The following is a 21,985-nucleotide window of genomic DNA, read 5'->3' on the forward strand; positions in this document are numbered from 1 at the left end:
AATCAATGAAAGTTCTAAACTGTTGTAAAATAGTAAACATTAAAAATAGACAATGATTTAAAAATATATTATTATTAATATATGAATTGCAATATCAGGAGTATATAGAATGAAAAAAGTGTTTTTAACCTTGATGATGCTCATTTTTGTTTTTTCAAATACAGTTTTCGTAAACGCCGAAGAGGTAAATTTTGAGTCCATTGGTTCAGGGAATTTGGGATACAAGGACGGAGATTTTTCTGTGGCGGAATTCAGATTCCCTTATGGCATTATAAAAAACAAAGATGGGGAAATTTTTGTTGCGGATTCTTACAATCATGTGATTCGCAAGATTTCGGGCGGCAAAGTATCGACTATAGGGGCTTATTCAAAATATGTGGATCATTATGGATTCCCTACAGGGGCATATGTAGATGGTGGGATCGCTGAAGCAAGATTTAATGAGCCAAGGGATATAGCCATTGATTCTAAAGGAAATATTTTTGTTGTGGATACAGGCAATCATGTCATCAGAGTGATAAAAGATAATAAAGTATATACCTTTGCAGGAGCAGGAGAAGCTGGTTTTGCAGATAAAAAAGGAACAGAAGCTAAGTTTAATCAACCTTCAGGAATTGCCATTGATAAAGATGACAATTTATACATTGCTGATACCTTAAATCATGTGATCAGAAAGATCACTCCAGCGGGAGAGATATCCACCTATGCGGGGAAGAGAAGTGACGATGGTGACTATCAGGATGGAAGCCTTGAAGAAGCCAGGTTTAATGAGCCTACAGGATTGGCAATAGACGGGCAGGGAACGCTGTATGTTGCTGACAGTGGCAATCAAAGAATCAGAATAATTAAAGATAATAAAGTAATTACAATTGCAGGAAGTGGTACAGAAAAAAATGATGCAGGATATATAATTGGAGGATATAAAGATGGTGCTGCTTCACAGGCGCAGTTTAATTTCCCCAAAGGAATCGATGTGTCAAATGAAGGAATGATTTTGATCGGAGATATGTTTAATAATCAAATCCGAGTGATTAAAGACAATCAAGTATATACCTTAAAAACTGCAGATGGGGTACTTTATGGCCCTGTAGGAATATCATACAGTAATGGATCCCTATATGTTTCTGATATGTGGAACAATAAGGTTAAAAAATTTGAAGTCAACGAAAGCAACCTTATCCAGGTTGAAGAAACAGAAGGGGAAGATTTTTTGCAAATTACTTTGATTCCTGGAGAAATTCAAGTTTGGGTTAACGGAAGTAAAGTAGAATTTACAGATGTAAAGCCTTATAAGGATAATGGAAAGGTTATGGTTCCTATTCGAAAACTCAGTGAGAGTTTAGGCGCGAAAGTTACATATGATGCAGCTAAGAAGGAAATAACGATTCAAAAGGACGAATGGAAAAAGCAAATTTTTATTAATAAGGATCCAGTTATCCTTAAAGATGGAAGAATCCTGGTGCATACAAGATTTTTGGCAGAAAACTTAGGTTATCATGTTGAATGGTTAGATGAATACGATACAGTACTTGTGACACTCCCATGATTAATTTTGGAGGGATATTCTTGAACAAAAAATCTTTATATTTTATGATTTGCTTATTCTTAGTCTTTAGTTTATTTACATATTTTAATACTTTTGAAACTTTAGAAAGTAATTTGCAGGATAGTTTGCTCCGAAGCAATAAGAATAAGCAAATAGATACCCGTGTTGTGGTGGTGGGAATTGATGAGGAAAGTCTTGGCCAGATTGGTCAGTGGCCCTGGCCAAGAAGCGTCCATGGTGCTCTGTTGAACACCATATCCCAGGGGAGCCCAGCGGTTATAGGTATAGATGTTATTTTTTCAGAACCAGCCCCAGATCCGGAGGAAGATGCTATTTTTGTAGATGCTGTTAAAAATAACGGATCCGTAGTGATTCCCGTATATGGGATTTTCGACGAAACGATAAAAGCAGAGGAAATGAAAACAGATGAATTGATGGAACCATTTCCTGAGCTAAAAGAAGCATCTGTTCAGGGGCATATCAATACCATTCCTGACAAGGATGGTGTAATCAGAAAAACCATCTTGCACTTTGATTATCAGGGGGAAAAAATAGAAAGCTTTGCGTGGACTTTATATAAGAAGTACATGGAGCAGCATGGGCAGCAACCCAATATAGAAGATTTGCCACTGGATGCATGGAACAGGATGTTGATTGATTTTTCAGGAAAACCCGGAGAAGTAGAATATGTATCCTATGCCAGTGTGCTGTCAGGAGAAGTACCACCGGAATATTTTGAAGACAGGATTGTATTGGTAGGTCCCTATGGTATGGGAATTGCCGATATGTATCTGACTCCGTTGGATCACGGTACGCCTATGCACGGAGTAGAAATTCATGCAAATATTGTTCAGAATTTATTAAATGGAAATTATAAACGCTCAGCGTCATTTTTTGTTAACTTAATAATACTCATTGCATTTTCGATTTTTAGTTATTACTTTTTCAGAAAATATTCTCCGGGATGGATGTTTGTTTTGCTGATGTCCGTTATAGGCTTATACATTGTCATTGCCAAGGGGGTTTATGAAAAGAATATTGTTTTATCCATTGCTTATCCTGTACTGTTGCTTATTTTTACTTATATTTTTGCTATTGCCTTTAGATATATTCAAGAAGCTCTTGAACGCAAGCGAGTGACAGAAGTCTTTGGACGTTATGTTGCACCGCAGGTTGTGGAAAAGATATTAAGTGAAGGTAAAGAAGGCTTGAAACTGGGAGGCATCAGAAAAGAAATCAGCGTTTTGTTTGTGGATATCAGAGGATTTACTCCTCTTTCGGAAAAAGCGGAACCTGAAGAAATTGTTGAGATTTTAAATAATTATTTGAATCTTTGTGCAGAATCTATCTTTGCCTGTGGAGGAACACTGGATAAATTTATCGGAGATGCTACCATGGCTATCTTTAATGCACCTTTGAATTTAGAAGATCATGCTTTTAAGGCAGTGCAAACAGCATGGAGAATGAAAGAAGGTTCCAAAGCGTTAAAGGAAAAACTCCTTGAACGCTTTGGAAGAACGGTCGAATTTGGTATTGGTGTCAATACAGGAATTGCGGTTATTGGAAATATTGGAGCACAAGTAAGAATGGATTATACAGCCATAGGAGATACGGTTAATACTGCAGCAAGGCTTGAAAGCAATGCAAAGCCGGGACAAATCTTGATCAGCCAGGCTACATATGAAAAAGTGAAAGATAAAGTAGATGTTACACCTTTGGGAGAAATTAAAGTGAAAGGGAAAGAACAAGGAGTCCCGGTTTATCAGTTGGATGGAATAAAAGAATAAGATAAAAAGCTCTTTCATTGATCGCCGAAGAAAGATCAGTGAGGGAGCTTTTTACTTGTGGAAAATAAAGAAGTTTAATGTCAGGAAGATATTAGACTCAGGCTGAAACCAATTACATTATAAAAAAGATACGTTATAATATTATAAATAATCCAATAAGCATTTTTGGAGGTGAGGTTTTGAAGATTTTACTCGTTGAAGATGACAGAACCATTGCCAGTGGTTTGGAGTATTCTCTGGAACAGGAAGGGTATAATGTGGTGATTTGTTATGATGTTATGTCAGGGAAAAAAGCTTTAATGGAAAATCAATTTGATTTATGCCTTTTGGATTTATCTTTGCCCGACGGAAGCGGATACGAATTATGTAAAGCAGCAAGAGAAAAATGGGATATCCCCATCATATTTTTGACGGCTTGTGATGAAGAGGTCAATGTGGTCATGGGACTTGATATGGGAGCTGATGACTATATCACAAAGCCTTTTAGGGTCAGAGAACTTATTTCTCGTATCAAATCTGTACTAAGAAGGTATCAAAAGGGTATGCAATCAAAGCACATTCTGGAGTTGGGAGATATACGAATCAATACCCTTGATGCAAAAGTGTATAAAAGTGGGAAGGAAGTTAATCTTACGCCTTTAGAGTATCGTTTATTACTAGTATTTGCTAATAATGAAGGACAAGTTTTGTCACGAGGTCAGTTATTAGAAGGTATCTGGGATGTGGCCGGGGATTTTGTCAATGACAATACGCTCACGGTGTATATCAAAAGGATTCGTGAAAAGATAGAAGACGATCCTCAAAATCCAGCGATTATCAAAACGATTCGGGGTCTTGGCTACAAGGTTGGTGATTAATATGTTTCGCAATAGGGAAATACGACATTTTACTATTATTGTGTTCCTGATATTTGCTGCAGGGACTGTCTCTATATCTGTTCTGAATCCAGTTGCTGGTGTCATAGCTGCGATGACTTTTCTGCTTATTATAGGCTGCAGTTTTTACTATACCCTAAAACGATATAAAGAAATAAAAGAACTTTCCGGGTATTTGAGGATGATTTCCAATGGAGATTACACATTGGATATTCGGGATAACCGGGAGGGAGAGTTAAGCATTCTTAAAAATGAAATATACAAAGTAACCCTTATGCTTTCCAAACAAGGACAACTCCTTAAAAAAGAAAAAGAGCAGTTAGCAGATGCCCTCTCAGATATATCCCATCAGTTAAAAACTCCCCTGACTTCGATGACGGTTATGGTAGATTTATTAAGTAATGACAATCTGACAAAAGAAAAAAGAATTGAATTTACAAAAAATATTGAAGCACAGCTGGAGCGGATGGAATGGCTTTTAACTTCTTTACTAAAACTATCTAAAATTGATGCTGGTACAGTAACCTTTAAAAAAGATAAGGTATTGGTATCCCAGCTAATTCAAAAAGCTGTCAATCCTTTGTTAATTCCAATGGAAATCAAAGAGCAGAAGCTCATTATAGAAGGGGAGGAGAGGGCAGCTTTTACAGGAGATATGAACTGGACAGCAGAAGCAATTCTAAATATTGTAAAAAACTGTATAGAGCATACCCCAAAAAGAGGAACAATTTCTGTCAGATTTCATGAAAATCCTTTGTATACGGAGATTAAAGTTTCAGATAATGGAGTGGGTATAGACAAAGAAGATCTCCCTTATATTTTTAAACGATTTTACAAAGGGAAAAATGCGAGTAAAGACAGTGTGGGCATAGGACTTGCCATGGCAAAGAGCATTGTAACCAGCCAAAATGGAGATCTAAGTGTTACAAGCAGGAAAAATCAAGGGACTGAATTCAGCATGAAATTCTATAAGAAATTAAGTGACTAAATTGTAATAATTAAGTCACTGCAAAGTCATCTAAGGCAGTTATACTAAAACCACAATAAGAATTTTGGAGGTTATAACATGGAAATATTAAGAGTAGAACATCTGTCTAAAATTTATGGCAGTGGTGATACTGCAGTTAAAGCCTTAAATGACGTTTCTTTTTCTATAGAAAAAGGAGAATTTGTTGCAATTATAGGGCCGTCTGGCTCCGGGAAATCTACACTATTACATATGCTCGGAGGAGTGGATATACCTACTGAGGGCAAAGTGTTTATTGACGGCACAGACATTTACAATTTAGATGAAACGCAGCTGGCGATCTTTAGGCGCAGGCAAATAGGTTTGATTTATCAATTTTATAATCTTATTCCTGTACTTAATGTGGAAGAAAATATTACTTTGCCTTTGCTACTGGACGGCCATGAGGTTGACTATGAGCAGTTTCGTAATATTGTAAAAATACTTGGATTGGAAAACAGGCTAAAGCATTTGCCCAATCAACTCTCCGGTGGTCAGCAGCAAAGAGTATCCATAGGGCGAGCGATTATAAATAATCCCGCTTTGATGCTGGCGGATGAACCAACAGGAAATCTCGACAGCAAAAACAGTCATGAGATCATAGAGCTTTTAAAAATGTTTAATAAGACTTATGAGCAGACGCTTGTTATCATTACCCATGATGAACGGATTGCATTACAGGCAGACAGAATCATAGCTATCGAAGACGGGAAGATCACCAGAAACGAGGTGATTCGCCCATGAATATAGTGAACAAATTAACTCTAAGGCAGCTGCAATTAAATAAAAAACGAACCCTTGTTACAATCATAGGTTCCATTATTTCCGTAGCAATGGTTACAGCGGTGGCTACTTTGGGCATTTCATATCTGGATTTGATGCGAAGGCAAACTATAGCTGAAGATGGAGAATGGCATATTCTTTACAAAGAAGTGAATCAAACACAAGTAGAAGCCATAAAAAATGATGGTGAAACGAAGAACTTGATTTTAGAGAAAAGTTTAGGGTATGCCCCTATAGAGAGCCAGAATCAGAACAAACCGTATATTTACCTGATGGCATATAATGAAGAAGGTTTTAATCAATTTCCAATAGAACTTATGGAAGGAAGATTCCCACAAAATGAAAATGAAATAGTGATTTCTGAGCCCATTCTATCCAATGCTAAAGTTTCATATAGGATAGGAGATGTCATCACACTTGATATTGGACAGAGACATTACGTCGATGCTGAACTGAAAGAAGTAATGCTTGACCAGAATTTTGCGTTACAAAGAAATTCAGAGGGAGTAGAGGAGACTTTCGTGAAAGAATTCTCAAAAAACTATACCATTGTAGGTATGATTAAAAGACCTGAGTGGGAACCTGCATGGTCTCCGGGATATACGGCATTATCCTATGTGGATGAACATGTAATGACATCTAAGGATATGGTCAATGCATATGTCATCTTACAGCATATTAATGATTCGATATTTGATTATGGAGAAAACTTTGCAGAACATAATGGAATCGAGGCCGTAAGCTTTAATCACTCTTTATTACGATATTATGGAATTATTAAAGATGATGAATTAAGACTGATGCTTTTTAAACTGTCTGCCATTATCATAGGAATTATCATGATTGGTTCTGTTTCATTAATATACAATGCTTTTGCAATCTCAGTCTCGGAACGTTCAAGATATCTCGGTATGCTATCCAGTGTAGGCGCTACGAAAAAGCAAAAAAGAGATTCAGTATTTTTTGAAGGTGCTGTGATTGGAATCATCAGCATCCCCATTGGAATTATTGCAGGAATTGCGGGACTTGGGATTACATTCATCTGTATTAATCCTATTATCAAAAGTGCAATGCAGTTAACAGAAGACTTTAGAGTTGTCGTATTGCCTTCTTCAATTTTAATAACGGTAATTATATCTGCTCTTACCATTTTTATTTCAACTTATATCCCTGCCAGAAGAGCTTCCAACGTATCTGCCATAGATGCGATTCGCCAGGTTACAGATGTAAAATTGACAAGCAAAGAAGTCAAAACATCAAAATTAACTCGAAAGATTTTTGGTATTGAAGGAGATCTGGGGCTTAAAAATTTAAAGAGAAACAAAAGGCGATATAAAGCAACAGTCTTTTCGTTGATCATCAGTATGGTTTTATTTTTAGTAGTATCTTTTTTTACATCAGGGTTAAAAAAGCTTGTTGTAATAACTCAACATGGAATAAACTACGATATTCAAGTAACGATTCAAAGTGAGAATCATGAAGAACTGGAGAACATTATTAATCACATAAATTTGTTGGAGAACATTACGGAGTCAACGCATATTGAGTGTTTTGAAGCAAAAACTTGGGTAGATGAGCAATATACAGCAGATTATTTAAAAGAGGATCCAGAAAGTAAAAAGGAAAATGGGAAGTACCTTTATACTGTATACGTCAATGTTTTGGACGATGAATCTTTAAAAGCTTATGCAAAAGAGGTAGGGGTTAATCTGGATCGTCTGAAAGACACAACGAAGCCAGGAGCAGTTATTATTGATACAGCAAAATATAAAAATACTGAAGAAGACAGATATGTCGAGAGCAAAATGATAAAAGCCAGGGAAGGATTAAAGCTTGACTTAAACTATTATGATTGGTCAAAAGAAAAAGATATACCATTAGAATCTGTAGAAATTATTGCACTTACGGATAAATTGCCTATGGGTATTTTACCCTTTAGAGTTTACGCAGGATTCAATATGATTATATCTAAAGACGTATATGATCATTTTAGAAATATTGCTCCTTTGATCAATCAGGAGGCTGAACATCAGCTATTTTTAAAAAGTGATAATCCTTTAAAACTACAGGAAGGGGTCGAAACCATTCAAAATAGTGCAGGACCAAATTATATTGACTTGATTAATGTATTTTTGATTAGGCAACGAGAAGAACAGACCCTTCTTCTAATGTCGGTTTTCACTTATGCCTTTATTCTACTTATTACAGCCATTTGCATTGCGAATATTTTAAATACCGTATCGACCAGCATTGCACTTAGGAAAAGAGAATTTGCAATGTTAAAATCAGTGGGTATGACACCGAAAAGCTTTAATAAGATGATTTATTATGAGAGTATTTTTTATGGATTAAAAGCTTTGATATACGGATTACCTATAAGTTTTGCTGTTATGTATTTATTACACCACACGTTGATGATTAAACTCAGTTATAGATTCTCTATTCCGTGGGATAGTGTAGGTATAGCCATAAGCGCTGTATTTATAATCGTGGGTATGGCAATGATTTATTCCAGCCAAAAAGTAAAAAAAGAAAATATTATAGATGTATTAAAACAAGATATCGTTTAATGCAAAGAGCTTGATCCTAATTTGGTTAGAGGAAAAACTCTATTCAGATTAGGATTTTTTTAATTAATTGAAAGAAACAACATATAATTAATTACGAAGCTTTTTGACTTACATAAAAGTTTTCGTAAATGTGGAATACTTAAGATATGACAATTATTTTATAGAAAGGATGATATGTTGTGCAGAGAAACAGAACCGGATGGATTGCATTTGGGATTGTATTAATTCTTTTGCTCATATTGGGAGCCAGTATGATTGGAAGCTACAATAATTTGGCAACAGCCAGTGAAAATATTGACAGCAAATGGAGCCAGGTAGAAAACAATCTTCAACGAAGAGCAGATTTGATTCCGAATTTGGTTGCAACAGTAAAAGGCTATGCAGCCCACGAACAAGAAATATTTGAAGCGATTGCTGACGCAAGGTCAAGACTTATTGGCGCCAATACCGTAGAAGAAGCTGCCAGGGCAAATAATGAATTATCCGGAGCTTTAAACAGGTTGCTTGTGATCAGCGAAGCATATCCAACCCTAAAAGCGGATCAGAACTTTATTGCCTTGCAGGATGAATTGGCAGGAACGGAAAATCGAATAGCAACAGCAAGGAAAGATTATAACGATGCCGTTCAGGCCTATAACACAAAAATCAAAAGATTTCCGACCAATATTATTGCAAGTGTCTTTGGATACGAACGAAGAGAATATTTCCAGGCAGATGAAGGAAGCAAAGAAGTTCCAAAGGTTGAATTCAAATGACAGGAAGGGATTATATGACTAGGAAATTAAGGATCTTGCTGATTGGTGTTTTATTCCTTTTATATTTATCCGGTACAGCAAGAGCAGAACTGAATATTCCCTCCCCAACCAATAACTATGTCAGTGATTTTGCAGGTGTTCTCAGTGGCAGTACAAAGCAAAGTATAGAGAATTTAGCAAAAGAGTTGGAAGAAAAAACAAGCGCCCAGATTGTGGTAGTGATTCCTGAAAGCCTTCAGGGAGTCTCTATTGAAGAATACGCCAATACATTGTTTAGACAATGGGGGATAGGCCAAAAAGAAGAGAATAACGGTGTACTCCTGCTTGTAGCACCCAATGAAAGGGAGTCAAGAATTGAGGTAGGTTATGGCCTGGAAGGACGTCTGCCCGATGGTAAAACCGGAAGGATTCAGGACGAATATTTGATTCCTTATTTAGCAGAAGGTGATTATGATTCAGGAATTATGGCGACTTATCAGGTTCTTGCCACAGAAGTTGCCGCCGAATACGGAGTAGAACTTACAGGTATTCCGGATACGATATATCAGGAAACCGTTTCAGCCAACAGCAGAAAGAATAAAAGTATACCTACTGTTATAATTATTTTTTTTCTCATTGATATTCTTTTACTAAGAGGAAGAATGACCAGATTTCTTTTTGAAATGTTCTTTTGGAGTTCTGTCTTTGGAGGAAGACGGGGCGGAGGCAGTGGAGGATTTGGTGGAGGCGGTTTTGGCGGCGGAGGCTTTAAAGGCGGAGGAGGTTCTTCTGGAGGAGGCGGAAGCAGCCGCAAATGGTAAAGCAAGGATTTGGGTTAATCCTTGCTTTTTACATTTAATCCGTAGATTCTAAAGTTTGATTGATTATATTTTTCATAATCTCCTTTGTAAGCATTCCAGGCGCATAGCCGTAAACATTGCCGTCTTTATTGATCATGAATGTCGTGGGCAATGCAGAAATGCCATATTGATAAAATACTTCACCGCTTTCGTCAAATACAACAGGGAATGTAAGCTGATTTTCTTCTAAAAATTCAATGACACCTTCTTTATCAATTTCTCGGGTATTGGGATTATTTTCACTTCTTGGACTGGCAACGCCTAAGAATATCACATCCCCTTGATTTTGATTATATTCCTGATACAGTGCCTCGATATCCGGCATTTCTTTTTGACAGGGAGGACACCAGGTTGCCCAGAAATTTAAAAATACTACTTTTCCCTTATAATCGGAGAGCGTGTGCTCATTGCCGTATTGATCGACCAAGGTAAAATCAATAGCTGGGGTTAATGTTTGATCCCTATGTTGATTGGACTCATCAGAAGGCTTTTCTACGGTTTCTTGCTGTTCTTGATTCTGGGGGATATCAGGTGAATCGTAAGTATTGAGATATCCTGAAATTCTATTGATCCATCCAGTGAAAGTCATAATGCCTATTAACACTAGAATCAATCCTCCAGCCTTAACCGTATATTTTAGTAATTTTTTTTGACGATCCAGGAAATTCAATACTTGAGTTGTAAATAATCCAAGAAGCAAAAATGGAATGACAAAGCCCATCGCATAGACCAACACCAGTAAGTTTCCTAGAAATGCACTGCCAGCACTGGATGCCAGGATCAGTACGGAAGAAAGGGCAGGACCGACGCAGGGGGTCCATGCAAAGCTAAAAGTAAATCCCATAGCAAATGCTACCAGTGGATTCACATTTCTGTTGATTAAATTAAGATGAAATTTTCTTTCACGATTAAGAAACTTTAAATCAAAAATACCAAGTTGAAACAATCCTAAGACAATAATTAATATTCCAGCCAGTCTTGTAAAGAGTAATTTGTTACTTTGAAAAAATGTTCCAATGGCTGTAAAAGACATTCCGAGAATAAAAAATGCAAAAGATATGCCTAAGACAAAACATACTGTATGGAAAAACACTTTTTTTCTATTGTAAACGATATTTCCATTTTCATCGGTATCCTCCGTATTACCTGCTAAATAACTCATATAGACAGGGATCAGTGGAATCACGCAGGGGGAGAAAAAAGATAATATCCCTTCAAGCAGTACAAGAAGAAAACTGATGTGATCCGTAGATACCAATGCCTCCATAATCATTTACCTCCTTAAACAGTTTTTTTGATATTATCACAGGAGCTTAATATACTCAAGTAAGTTTCATCAAATAGTTTATTAAATAAAGTTATTATTGCCATTAGCAAATTCTAGATGAGCAGTATTTAAGCTAAAAAATACGTATACTATTAATAAATATTTAAGAAGGAGAAAAAAATGAATCGAGAATTCAATAAGCAATTGAAACGCCTGGATAAAATAGAAAATAAGATGTTAAATAAGAAAGAAATTAAATTTTTAAAAATTCCTGTTATGGATAAAATCCAGGGGAAAATACCTCCGAAATTAAAATCAACTCTGGAAGCTGCTTTCATAAAGAGCTTTAATCTGGTCTTTGAAAAGGGAAGTGCTTATATTGAAAAAACTTACGATAGAGATAGAATTAAGCTGGAACATGATTTGAACAATTATGCCATTGATAAAAAATTATGCAGTAAATATGTAAAAAGACTGGATACTCCAGCCAAACATTCAAAAAGAGTGAATGGTGCCCTTACAATTTTAGAAGGAGGTGTCTTGGGATTTCTTGGGATAGGCTTACCGGATATTCCTCTTTTTTTATCCGTGATGATGAGAACAATGTATGAAATTGCGCTAAGTTATGGCTATGATTACCAAAGGGATGAAGAGAAAGTATATATCCTTCTGATCATAAGCGGAGCATTAGCCCAGGGTGAAAAGAAGAAAGAAATCAGTGATCAACTCGATCGTATAGGAATTCAAATCGATACTCAAATCCCGATTGAAATCACTTTAGAAGATCAGATGAATAGGACGGCGCAGATTTTATCAGAAGCCATGCTGACATCGAAGTTCATTCAGGGTATTCCAATTGTTGGAGTGGTTGGCGGAGTTGTAAACTATAATATCATAGACAAAATAGGTAAATTTGCATCCGTAAAGTATAAAAAGAGATATCTGCTAAAAAAAGCAAGAGAGAAAAATATGCAAAGATAATATGAAAGGGTTGTTGCATTAGCGAATAGAATTTGCTGGTGCACAGCTTTTTTTGTGAGAAAAGATGCTGCATACTAATAATTTAGTGCAACAACCCTTCTTACTGCATTATAGACTGATGCATCTTACTCCATGTGGGTATCTATATAATCAATCATTTCCTGTCTGTCGGTTATGCTTTCAATAATTTTTTCTTTTAATTCGGGACTGTGATTTTTAAAAAGTTCTTGGATCGCATGTTTTTGTTTATCAATGGCATCTTCTTTTATTTCTTCATAAGAACGGCTGTCGCCCATATTTTGGAGCTCCTTTCCAATAAGATATTCAAAATTCATTAGTTATTATGCCTATTTTATTAAAAATAAAACGAAAAACTTAGTGAAGAAAAACCATTAACATGACATTGACATGTGTATATACATATGTTATGATAATTAAAATTGTCAAGGAGGTTTAAACGATGAATACCAAAAAGCTAACTATAGCTGCCTTACTTACTGCTTTAGCAATTGTAATACCTTTTGCGGTATTTTTTAAGGTGGTCATTCCACCATTTACAGCGACGCTTGGTTCTCATGTGCCTATGTTCATTGCGATGTTTTTTGGTCCTGAAGTTGCCATCATGGTTGGAATTGGTTCTGCTTTAGGATTCTTTTTAAACCTTGGAGTCGTAGTTGGAGCAAGAGCTTTTATGCATGTGTTTGTAGGACTTGCGGGTGCAATGCTTATTAAAAAGGGTATGTCCTTTGGTAAAGTTTTTGTGATCACTGCTCCTTTGCATGGTCTGCTTGAAGTTCTTGTAGTGGTTCCTTTTATAGGCTTTGATGTTTACAAGTTACTGGTTGTTACCGGAATAGGCACGGTACTTCATCATTTTGCCGATGCGTTCATTTCATATCTTTTAGTCAATGTACTTCAGAAATCTGCTAAATTGAATTTAACGAATTATAATAATTAAAACACAGTCCAAAGCTCCTTTGAGGAAATCCTTAAAGGAGTTTTTTAATGAATGCAATTCTATTAAAACGACTGTAGTGTCTGGGGCCAAGATTTTTGATATAATAAGGGTTAAAATGATATAATAAGAGAAGTAAGGAGGTAGAACTATGACGTCATTACCACCGATTTTAACTATGGAAGAGATTAAGAAGGGTATAGCAGCTACGATAGAAGGCTATGAAGATAAAATTAAAAAAATCACACTATTTGGTTCCTATGCCAGGGGGGACGCTAATCCATTTAGTGATGTGGATTTAATTGTTGATGGTAAGTTTGATTCATATCTGGATTTTATTGAGTTTTCAGAGGATGCACGAACAGTTTTTATGGTTTTTTATGGGGTGGAAGTTGACATCTTTCAAGAGCAAGAAGTTATAGATAACACAGAGTTTAGTGAGAGCATTAAGAAAGAAGGAATAGTTATTTATGAGAGATAAAATAATTTTAAGAAAGATGTTAAATCACTGTGAAGATTTGCTATCAATCTATAATGGTGAATCAGAAGATGAGTTTTTAAAAGATTTGAAATTGACTTTAGCAGCAATGTATGTTGTAGGTCAATTGGGCGAATTAGCTAATAAGTTAAAAGAGCGAAAAACTTTAGATACATTTTGTAGATCCATTAGTTGCTTTTAAAATATAATTAAAATTTGGTCTAAAGCTCTTTCAGAAATAGATTCCATGAAAGAGTTTTTTTGATGAATACAATAGTGTTAGATCAACTGTAGTGTCTGGGACCAAGATTTTTGATATAATAAAGATTAAAATGATATAATAAAAGAAACTATGAATAAATGGAAATATTACATATGAAAGGAAGATGTGTATGAAAACCTTATTGTTTTTAACAGATGGCTTCGAAGAAATCGAAGCAATTGCAACAGTGGACATTTTGCGAAGAGCGGGGATTGATGTTACAACCGTATCTGTTACGAATAAAAAGACTGTGGTAGGTAAAATGGGTGTACCTGTAACAGCTGACACCTTATTTGAAGAGGTGAATACTTCCGATATAGATATGTTGATTCTTCCTGGAGGTCCAGGAGTAAGTTCACTGGATCAGCATGAAGAACTTAAGTCTTTAGTTAAAGAGTTTCACAAGGAAAGCAAATGGATTGCGGCGATCTGTGCAGCACCCACGATATTTGGTAAAATGGGTTTGTTAGAAGGAAGAAAAGCAATCTGCTATCCAGGATTGGAAGGAGACCTAAAAGGTGCCTGTGTTCAGGAAGAAGCAGTGGTTGTCCACGACGGAAACGTTATTACATCTAAAGGACCGGGAACCACTTTTGAATTTGCCTTAAAAATTGTAGAGGTATTAAAAGGCGCGGACAAAGCTCAGGAAGTAGCTAAAAACATGGTCTATCATCAATAAATCTATTTAATGACAGTGATAAAGGGGGAGATCTTGTGAAATCCTATAGAAAAGAACTGTGCTTTAATACAAACAGCAGAAGGGCATTTATCAATATTACACCTGAAATTGAAAAATGCTTAAAAGAAAGCGGTATTAAAGAAGGGTTATTGCTTTGCAATGCTATGCATATTACTTCCAGTGTATTTATCAATGATGATGAACCGGGATTACATAGAGATTTTGAAAGATTTTTAGAAAAACTTGCCCCGGAAAAGCCCTATGACCAATATGATCACAACGGATTTGAAGACAACGCAGATGCCCATTTAAAAAGAACAATTATGGGAAGAGAAGTAGTCGTAGCTGTTACCGACGGGAAATTGGACTTTGGTCCCTGGGAGCAAATATTCTATGGAGAATTTGACGGAAAAAGATCCAAAAGAGTTTTAGTAAAAATCATTGGGGAATAAAATATCAAACTAAAAATAGATTGGACGGATATGGATGAAGGAAGAACTGATTCGATTTTGCAATTCCATAAAAATAAAATATGTGGGAATAGCTCCTTCAGATCCATATTATGATTTTGAAGAGATTTGGAAGAAGCAGATTGAACGAGGGTTTGTCTGCGGCTTTGAAGAGCTGGATATTGAAAAGCGGATTTACCCTCACTTAACCTTGGAAGATGTCAAATCTGTTATTGTATGCTTGTTTCCCTATTACACAGGAACAGCAGAGAACTCGAATATTTCTAAATATACCTATGGTATGGATTATCATATCTTAGCTAAAGAAAAGCTTGAACAGATAGGTCAATTTTTATCGGAAAGAATAGAAAACTTTCATTACAAAGCTTTTGTGGATACAGGTCCTTTAAATGACAGATACCTGGCTTATAAAGCGGGCCTGGGATTTCGGGGAATCAATAGTCATATCATAACAGATCAATACGGCTCTTATGTTTTTATAGGATATATTTTAAATAATTATCCCTTTGAAGCGGATAAACCTCAGGAACGGACCTGCTATCAGTGTTTTAATTGTGTGAGAAGCTGCCCCGGCCAGTGCATAAAGGGAGATTTTACAATCAATCCTCTGCGGTGCAAATCCTTTATCACTCAGAAAAAAGGCGAATTATCCCAAGAGGATATAGACATACTGCGAAAACACCAATTAATATGGGGCTGCGATGTTTGCCAGGATGTGTGTCCCCATAATCGAAAGGTTGACAAAACACCAATAGACGAATTTTGGAAAGATTTAATTTACAATATTGACTACGAAGAACTTTCTCAAATATCCAATAAGGAATTTATAAGAAGATATAAAGACAGAGCATTCAGCTGGAGAGGAAAGAAAATCCTCATCCGAAACCATGAGATCATACATGACCGTACAAAAGAATAAACGTAACAGGAGATGACTAATTTTGGTTAAACTAAACAACGATTGGGATGAACTGCTAAAGGATGAATTTCAAAAGGAATATTATTTAAGACTCAGACAATTTCTTATCAGGGAATACAAAACCAAAACCATCTATCCCGATAAGTATCAGATTTTTGAAGCATTAAAATTAACCCCTTACAAAGATGTTAAAGTTGTAATACTGGGACAGGACCCCTATCATGGAGAAAACCAAGCCCACGGTTTGGCATTTTCCGTTCAAAAGGAAGTAGCCATTCCGCCTTCCTTGTTAAATGTTTACAAGGAGTTAAAGGATGATTTGGGGTGTTATATACCCAATAACGGCTACCTGGTACCCTGGGCAAAGCAAGGAGTATTGCTTCTAAACACCAGTTTAACCGTTGTAGCCAATATGGCCAATTCCCATAGAAACAAAGGCTGGGAGATCTTCACCGACAGAGTCATACAGCTGCTCAACGAAAAACAAACCCCTGTGGTATTTATGTTGTGGGGCAGCAACGCCAAAGAAAAGGCAAAATATATCACAAATCCAATACATTTAATACTAAAAGCCGCCCACCCCAGCCCCCTCTCAGCCCACAAAGGCTTCTTCGGCTGCCGTCACTTCTCAAAAGCCAATAAATTTCTAAAAGAACATGGCCTGGGCGAAATCGATTGGCAAATACCGAATATTTAATATTTATTTTTAAAAGAGAAGCTGTGAATTAGTATGATTAAAAGATTCACAGCTTTTTATTGTTCTAAAAAAATACTAGAAAAATGTTGACACTCAATACATAGAAAGGTACAATACAATTGATGTTCATAATGTGAACAACCAATACTATAACTATTAATCATATAGGTGCTAATTTAGCAAAAAAATATTATTTGATAAGTAAGAGTTTTAAGATAGAGTACTTTTGATGTTAGTATATAATTGTGGACACGAAAAGTTTAACACGATACAATGAATACAAGAAAGGTGTGTTAAGCAATGTTCAAGAACGGGATCCGATACACGGATGATTTTAAACAACAGATAGTAGATCTGTATAAGTCTGGCTAGTCTGTATTAAAATTGAGCTGTGAGTATGGCGAAGAAACGGTAACTATTTATAATATAAATGGATCAAATAGTTTTCTTTGGTAATGATAATTAATAATAAAGAAATTATAGCAAAGAAATATTAATTCATATAAAAACGTATTGTTTAACTTGAAATGGAGAATGAAATATTAGAAAAGCTACCGCCATATTCTCAAGAAACGATAGAAAAAATTGTTGCATTTATCGAAAAATATAAGTCAAAATATACCGTAAAACTTATTGCAAAGTCTTGAAAGTTTCAAGAAGTATTTATTATAAGGTTTTAGTTAGTGTGACTTCAAAACGCCAAAAAGAGACTGAAAGACTAAAAGGCGAAATAAGGAATGTCTGGATGGGAAGTAAGTCCAGATACGATGTCCCTAAAATTCATAAAGTTTCAGTCAAAAATAAAGAAAATATCATCTTAAAATGTGTTCAACGATATATGGCTGATATGGCCATCTGTTCAATTGTAGTCAATAAATTCAATCATCATTCTGACAAATCCATTTTTGAAGAAAAAGAAATATTAAAGTTACAGAAAGTATTATTTTACACAGCAACTTAGGATCTCAGTACACAAGCCATGATTTTGAGAATTATGCTTATTCTAAAGATATCATTCATTCTTTTAGGAAGAAGGGTAATCCATACGATAATGTTTGCATAGAATCCTTATTTTTAAAGCAGGAAGAAGTCAATCATCATAAATACTACGATTTAAATACTGCTTGTAAGGCAATATTTGAATACATTGAGTCCTGATATAATCGAAAAAGAATTATAGCTCCATTAATTATATGACTCCATAAGCAGTATATGAGGTTGCTTGTGTTACAGCATCAAAAGTTAAACTTTTTGTATTTATCTTATTGACACAAATCTAAGGTTGCCTAGAAATAGTCATTAAAATCTTCTATATGTAAGGAGATAAGAATAAGATTGTTTGTCCATTACTTTGTTATATGGAGAAAGTATCGTTAATTAAGGAGAAAAGTCTTTTGTTTGAAAAACGGTATTGTATTTATTAAAGGATTATAGAAATATAAATTAATATTTAATAAAGTATAGAGTACTTTTAATAATAAGGATATTTGTGCGTTTGTAACTATTAAAGCTTAAGGAGTTTTTGAAATGATTAAAATACTACATCTTGTATCAAGTTTAAGTATAAAAAGTGGAGTAATGAGTGTAATAATGAATTATTATAGAAATATTGATAAAAACAAGGTTCAATTTGATTTTTGTTATTTTATGGATGGTGAGGATACTTATGAGGCAGAGATAAATTCATTAGGTGGACATACAATAAAAATTAGCAGACCCTCCTTGTCAATAAAATTTTTTAATGAAATAAATGGCTTTTTTGAAAAGCAAAAAGGCATTTATACAGCATTGCATATTCATGAGATATATTTAACTTTTATATTTGCTACTATTGCAAAAAAAAATGGAATCAAAAATGTTATTACACATTGCCATGCAACTCAATACTCTGATAAGAAAATAAATGCTTTAAGAAATAGAATTTTATGCATACCATTAAAAAAACAAGCAAATTATTATTTTTCGTGTTCTAAAGCTGCTGGAAGTTTTTTGTATGGAGAAAAATATTTAAAAACTGAGAAGGTAAAAATTATTAACAATGCAATTGATTGTGAAAAATATAAATTTGATCCAAATATTAGAAGTGTTATGCGTAAAAAACTAGGAATAGAAAAAAATTTAGTTATTGGGCATATAGGCAGATTTAATAAACAGAAGAATCATTCATTTTTAATTGATTTATTTTATTTAATTCAAAAAAAAGAAAAAAATGCAAAATTACTATTAGTTGGAGATGGTCCGTTGTTTCAAACAATACAAGAGAAGGTCAAAAAGCTAAATTTAAACAATAATGTCATCTTTTTAGGCAGAAGAAAAGATATTCCAGATATTTTACAGGCAATGGATATATTTCTATTACCATCACTCTTTGAAGGGCTTCCTGTAGTAGGTGTAGAAGCGCAAGCTTCAGGTCTTCCTGTTGTATTCTCAAATTCTATTACTCAAGAAATATGTTTATTTAATTATAAATATTTAGACTTAAACCAATCTCCAGAGTATTGGGCTCAAGAAGTGTTAAGTATAGATAGAAATTGTAATAGAATTCAAGCCTTTTTAAATGTTAAAGAAAAAGGATTTGATATAAAAGAAGAAGCTAAAAAATTAGAAAATATATATTTAGAAATGGATATATAATTTTAGGATTATTACTAAGTCATATTATAGATCATGGCGGTGTTTATATGTGGTTACATTATATTTTGATAATTTATATTTTAATATTAGGAGTTGCATGTGGAAGAGCAAATCAAAGTCCAATTGCCAAAAGAATTTATTTTTTTTTAGTATTTGGTACATTTGCTTTTCTGGCAGCATTTAGAGCTAATACCATAGGAAATGATACATATGAGTATATAAGGATTTTCAATAATATAGCAGTATCTAAAGATATAGCTTCTTATACATGGAGATATGAGGAAGGATATCTTTATTTAAACAAATTAATCAGCATGATTACATTGAATCCCCAATTTATAATTATAGTTACTAGCATATTTGTAATTTTTGGATTTGCAAAATTTATTTATAGATATTCTAAGATTCCTTGGTTGAGCACATATTTGTTTTTTACATTAGGATATTTTGGAATGTCTATGAATACTATAAGATCAAATATCGCTTTAGTGATTATACTATATTCATATCGTTATTTAAGAGAGAGGAAATTATTTAAATTTATATTTATAGTTTTTTTAGCATCATTATTTCATAGAGTTTCTTTATTCTTTTTATTAGCTTATCCAATAACTTATTTAAAATATAATTTTAAAACAATTTTATTAGTAATAAGTTCAAGTATTATCGTTTCACTTACGTTTTCAAAATTATTGAATGTTGTATTAATTTATTTTCCAAGATATCAGTATTATATCGAAAGTAAATATTTAGATGGGGATACTCGAACTGCAAGTGTATTAAATTTCTTAGTAGGATTATCAATAATTATATTTGGTGTATGTACTAGGTATCATTTAAAAGAAATGAAAGAGGAATTGGTTCTAAAATCAATATCAAGAGAAAAATTAAATATAAAAGATGGACAGAATATGCTAATGCTTATTATAACAGGAGTTGCAGTAATATTTATCTCTTTTAATTTTAGTTTGTTAGATAGAATAGGAAATTATTATATTGTTTTTGCAATAATATATTTGCCTAATGCAATTATAGGATTAAAGAATAGACAAATGAAAATGCTAAGTATTTTTTTAGTGGTAGGAATGTTTTTTATTTATTCTACCACCATTCAAATAATGCGACCAGAATGGAATGTAATTTATCCATATAAGTTTTTTTGGCAAATGTCAATATAAATAAAAAGATAGGTGAGTAAACAATGAATTATAAATTAGTCGAAAGAATTATGCTTTTATTGAACCCTAAAATTAGAGATAAAATATTATTATTGCGACTACTAAAGAAGCCAGTTAAATGCTATGGCGAACTAATGAATATTGATAAAATGGCAAACGACATTATCGGTAATAATTGGGGAGAATTGGATAAAGATATAAATGTATGGAGAAAGGCATTTAAATTATTATCAATATCTACTTCTGTAGGATATGAGATTGCTAATTATTTTTTTAAAGATGATTTAAAAATAGTAAACAGCAGTAGAATAAATAATTTCAATCGAAATGATGTTATAGCGATATGTGTGGTTAAAAATGATTTAATAAGAATGAAAACTTTTTATGAACATTATAGGAAATTAGGAGTAAAAAGATTTGCAATATTAGATAACAATTCTGACGATGGTACTTATGAATGGTTAAAAGAGCAAAAAGACACAGACTTATTTAAAACAGATATACCATATTCTACTTTGAGACGACAAGCATGGATTAATAAAATAATTGCTTATTATGGTTTTAATAGGTGGTATTTAATTGTGGATTCAGACGAGTTATTTGTTTATGAAAATTGTGAAAATAATAAAATAAATGACTTGATTAATATTGTACAAATTAATAGAATTACTCGAGTTAGAACATTAACTGTGGATATGTACTCAGATGGAAGTAAGGGTATCAATGAGAGTGACTATTTAAAACATTATGTGTATTTTGATTCTGATAATTATGAATTAATACAGCGTTATAATTTTAATTTAGTAGTTGGTGGTATGAGGGCTAGAGTCTTTCAAGACAATAATAAGAGGTTTTTTCCGTATTTAACCAAATATCCATTAATATATTTTGAAAAGGGTGATATACAATATAGTTCCCATTATTCTTTCCCTTTCTATAAAAATTTTCAAAGTCCTTGTTGGGGAGCCCTACTTCATTACAAGTTCTTGCCATCAGATTTAAAAAGATACAGTGAAATTTCAAAAAGTGGTAAATTTCATAATAATAGCTATGAATATAAACAATATATAAAAAAGTATAGAGAGGATTCAAAATTGAGTTTTATTTATAAAGATAGTAAAGAATATAAGAATTCATATTCATTAAGATATATTTCAATCATTGAAAATATTAAATGGTAACAATAATAAAATTTATATATTATAATTGGTGTTAGTATATAACAGTGGACACGAAAAGTTTAACACGATACAATAATCCAAAGAAACATATGTTAAACCATGTTTAAAAATGTAATAGTTATT

The 21,985-nt window shown here is 33.8% G+C and carries 22 protein-coding genes; 20 read left to right on the forward strand and 2 right to left on the reverse strand.

The window, feature by feature from the left end; genetic code table 11:
* The first annotated feature begins 109 nt into the window (after nucleotides 1-109).
* The 8 genes from JOD07_RS07445 to JOD07_RS07480 all read left to right on the forward strand — a co-directional run bounded on the left by JOD07_RS07445 (nucleotide 110) and on the right by JOD07_RS07480 (nucleotide 10,122).
* Nucleotides 110-1,546 (forward strand): NHL domain-containing protein, encoded by a 1,437-nt coding sequence (locus JOD07_RS07445; protein WP_204613145.1) that lies wholly within the window; start codon nucleotides 110-112, stop codon nucleotides 1,544-1,546.
* A 20-nt stretch (nucleotides 1,547-1,566) separates the two neighbouring features.
* The gene (locus JOD07_RS07450) at nucleotides 1,567-3,333 is read left to right on the forward strand and encodes a CHASE2 domain-containing protein (RefSeq protein WP_204613151.1); all 1,767 of its coding nucleotides are present in this window, start codon (nucleotides 1,567-1,569) and stop codon (nucleotides 3,331-3,333) included.
* A gap of 179 nt (nucleotides 3,334-3,512) precedes the next feature.
* Nucleotides 3,513-4,190, forward strand: coding sequence for a response regulator transcription factor (locus tag JOD07_RS07455; protein ID WP_204613153.1), 678 nt, complete (start codon nucleotides 3,513-3,515; stop codon nucleotides 4,188-4,190).
* Between the two features lies 1 nt (nucleotide 4,191).
* On the forward strand, nucleotides 4,192-5,196 hold the full coding sequence (locus JOD07_RS07460; protein WP_204613155.1) for a sensor histidine kinase: 1,005 nt from the start codon (nucleotides 4,192-4,194) through the stop codon (nucleotides 5,194-5,196).
* Nucleotides 5,197-5,274: 78 nt separating this feature from the next.
* On the forward strand, nucleotides 5,275-5,958 hold the full coding sequence (locus JOD07_RS07465) for an ABC transporter ATP-binding protein (protein WP_204613157.1): 684 nt from the start codon (nucleotides 5,275-5,277) through the stop codon (nucleotides 5,956-5,958).
* Nucleotides 5,955-8,567, forward strand: a complete 2,613-nt coding sequence (locus tag JOD07_RS07470) for an FtsX-like permease family protein (RefSeq protein ID WP_204613159.1) — start codon at nucleotides 5,955-5,957, stop codon at nucleotides 8,565-8,567. Before JOD07_RS07465 ends, JOD07_RS07470 begins: the two co-directional genes overlap by 4 nt.
* A 179-nt stretch (nucleotides 8,568-8,746) precedes the next feature.
* The gene (locus JOD07_RS07475) at nucleotides 8,747-9,322 is read left to right on the forward strand and encodes a LemA family protein (protein WP_330576543.1); all 576 of its coding nucleotides are present in this window, start codon (nucleotides 8,747-8,749) and stop codon (nucleotides 9,320-9,322) included.
* 14 nt (nucleotides 9,323-9,336) lie between these two features.
* Complete coding sequence (locus tag JOD07_RS07480) at nucleotides 9,337-10,122, forward strand: TPM domain-containing protein (RefSeq protein ID WP_204613161.1); 786 nt, start codon at nucleotides 9,337-9,339, stop codon at nucleotides 10,120-10,122.
* 34 nt (nucleotides 10,123-10,156) lie between these two features.
* On the opposite strand, the gene JOD07_RS07485 is transcribed toward JOD07_RS07480, so the two are convergent.
* Nucleotides 10,157-11,428: a redoxin domain-containing protein gene (locus tag JOD07_RS07485; RefSeq protein ID WP_204613168.1), complete on the reverse strand. Its 1,272-nt coding sequence runs from the start codon at nucleotides 11,426-11,428 to the stop codon at nucleotides 10,157-10,159.
* A 180-nt stretch (nucleotides 11,429-11,608) separates the two neighbouring features.
* Here JOD07_RS07485 and JOD07_RS07490 point away from each other — a divergent pair, with 180 nt between their 5' ends.
* Nucleotides 11,609-12,409 (forward strand): EcsC family protein, encoded by an 801-nt coding sequence (locus JOD07_RS07490; RefSeq protein WP_158740055.1) that lies wholly within the window; start codon nucleotides 11,609-11,611, stop codon nucleotides 12,407-12,409.
* A gap of 125 nt (nucleotides 12,410-12,534) precedes the next feature.
* On the opposite strand, the gene JOD07_RS07495 is transcribed toward JOD07_RS07490, so the two are convergent.
* Entirely contained in the window at nucleotides 12,535-12,705 is a 171-nt protein-coding gene (locus JOD07_RS07495; RefSeq protein WP_158740056.1) for a hypothetical protein, read from the reverse strand.
* Between the two features lie 164 nt (nucleotides 12,706-12,869).
* Here JOD07_RS07495 and JOD07_RS07500 point away from each other — a divergent pair, with 164 nt between their 5' ends.
* The 11 genes from JOD07_RS07500 to JOD07_RS07550 all read left to right on the forward strand — a co-directional run bounded on the left by JOD07_RS07500 (nucleotide 12,870) and on the right by JOD07_RS07550 (nucleotide 21,862).
* Entirely contained in the window at nucleotides 12,870-13,367 is a 498-nt protein-coding gene (locus JOD07_RS07500) for an ECF transporter S component (protein ID WP_204613170.1), read from the forward strand.
* A 148-nt stretch (nucleotides 13,368-13,515) separates the two neighbouring features.
* Nucleotides 13,516-13,845: a nucleotidyltransferase family protein gene (locus tag JOD07_RS07505; protein ID WP_158740058.1), complete on the forward strand. Its 330-nt coding sequence runs from the start codon at nucleotides 13,516-13,518 to the stop codon at nucleotides 13,843-13,845.
* Nucleotides 13,835-14,044, forward strand: a complete 210-nt coding sequence (locus tag JOD07_RS07510) for a ribonuclease HepT family protein (RefSeq protein WP_204613172.1) — start codon at nucleotides 13,835-13,837, stop codon at nucleotides 14,042-14,044. The genes JOD07_RS07505 and JOD07_RS07510 overlap by 11 nt, the downstream gene beginning before the upstream one ends.
* Nucleotides 14,045-14,234: 190 nt before the next feature.
* The gene (locus JOD07_RS07515; RefSeq protein ID WP_204613174.1) at nucleotides 14,235-14,783 is read left to right on the forward strand and encodes a DJ-1 family glyoxalase III; all 549 of its coding nucleotides are present in this window, start codon (nucleotides 14,235-14,237) and stop codon (nucleotides 14,781-14,783) included.
* Nucleotides 14,784-14,818: 35 nt separating this feature from the next.
* The gene (locus JOD07_RS07520; RefSeq protein ID WP_158740061.1) at nucleotides 14,819-15,235 is read left to right on the forward strand and encodes a secondary thiamine-phosphate synthase enzyme YjbQ; all 417 of its coding nucleotides are present in this window, start codon (nucleotides 14,819-14,821) and stop codon (nucleotides 15,233-15,235) included.
* A 34-nt stretch (nucleotides 15,236-15,269) separates the two neighbouring features.
* On the forward strand, nucleotides 15,270-16,172 hold the full coding sequence (queG, locus tag JOD07_RS07525; RefSeq protein WP_204613180.1) for a tRNA epoxyqueuosine(34) reductase QueG: 903 nt from the start codon (nucleotides 15,270-15,272) through the stop codon (nucleotides 16,170-16,172).
* A 22-nt stretch (nucleotides 16,173-16,194) separates the two neighbouring features.
* The gene (locus JOD07_RS07530; protein ID WP_207756861.1) at nucleotides 16,195-16,869 is read left to right on the forward strand and encodes a uracil-DNA glycosylase; all 675 of its coding nucleotides are present in this window, start codon (nucleotides 16,195-16,197) and stop codon (nucleotides 16,867-16,869) included.
* 643 nt (nucleotides 16,870-17,512) lie between these two features.
* Nucleotides 17,513-17,830: a hypothetical protein gene (locus JOD07_RS07535; RefSeq protein WP_204613182.1), complete on the forward strand. Its 318-nt coding sequence runs from the start codon at nucleotides 17,513-17,515 to the stop codon at nucleotides 17,828-17,830.
* A gap of 566 nt (nucleotides 17,831-18,396) precedes the next feature.
* A complete protein-coding gene (locus tag JOD07_RS07540) occupies nucleotides 18,397-19,503 on the forward strand; it encodes a glycosyltransferase family 1 protein (protein WP_204613184.1) in 1,107 nt (368 codons plus the stop codon).
* A gap of 47 nt (nucleotides 19,504-19,550) precedes the next feature.
* Complete coding sequence (locus tag JOD07_RS07545) at nucleotides 19,551-20,681, forward strand: EpsG family protein (protein WP_204613186.1); 1,131 nt, start codon at nucleotides 19,551-19,553, stop codon at nucleotides 20,679-20,681.
* Between the two features lie 23 nt (nucleotides 20,682-20,704).
* Complete coding sequence (locus JOD07_RS07550) at nucleotides 20,705-21,862, forward strand: glycosyltransferase family 2 protein (RefSeq protein ID WP_204613188.1); 1,158 nt, start codon at nucleotides 20,705-20,707, stop codon at nucleotides 21,860-21,862.
* Nucleotides 21,863-21,985 lie beyond the last annotated feature (123 nt).

The sequence above is a fragment of the Defluviitalea raffinosedens genome (assembly GCF_016908775.1).
Lineage (GTDB): Bacteria > Bacillota > Clostridia > Lachnospirales > Defluviitaleaceae > Defluviitalea > Defluviitalea raffinosedens.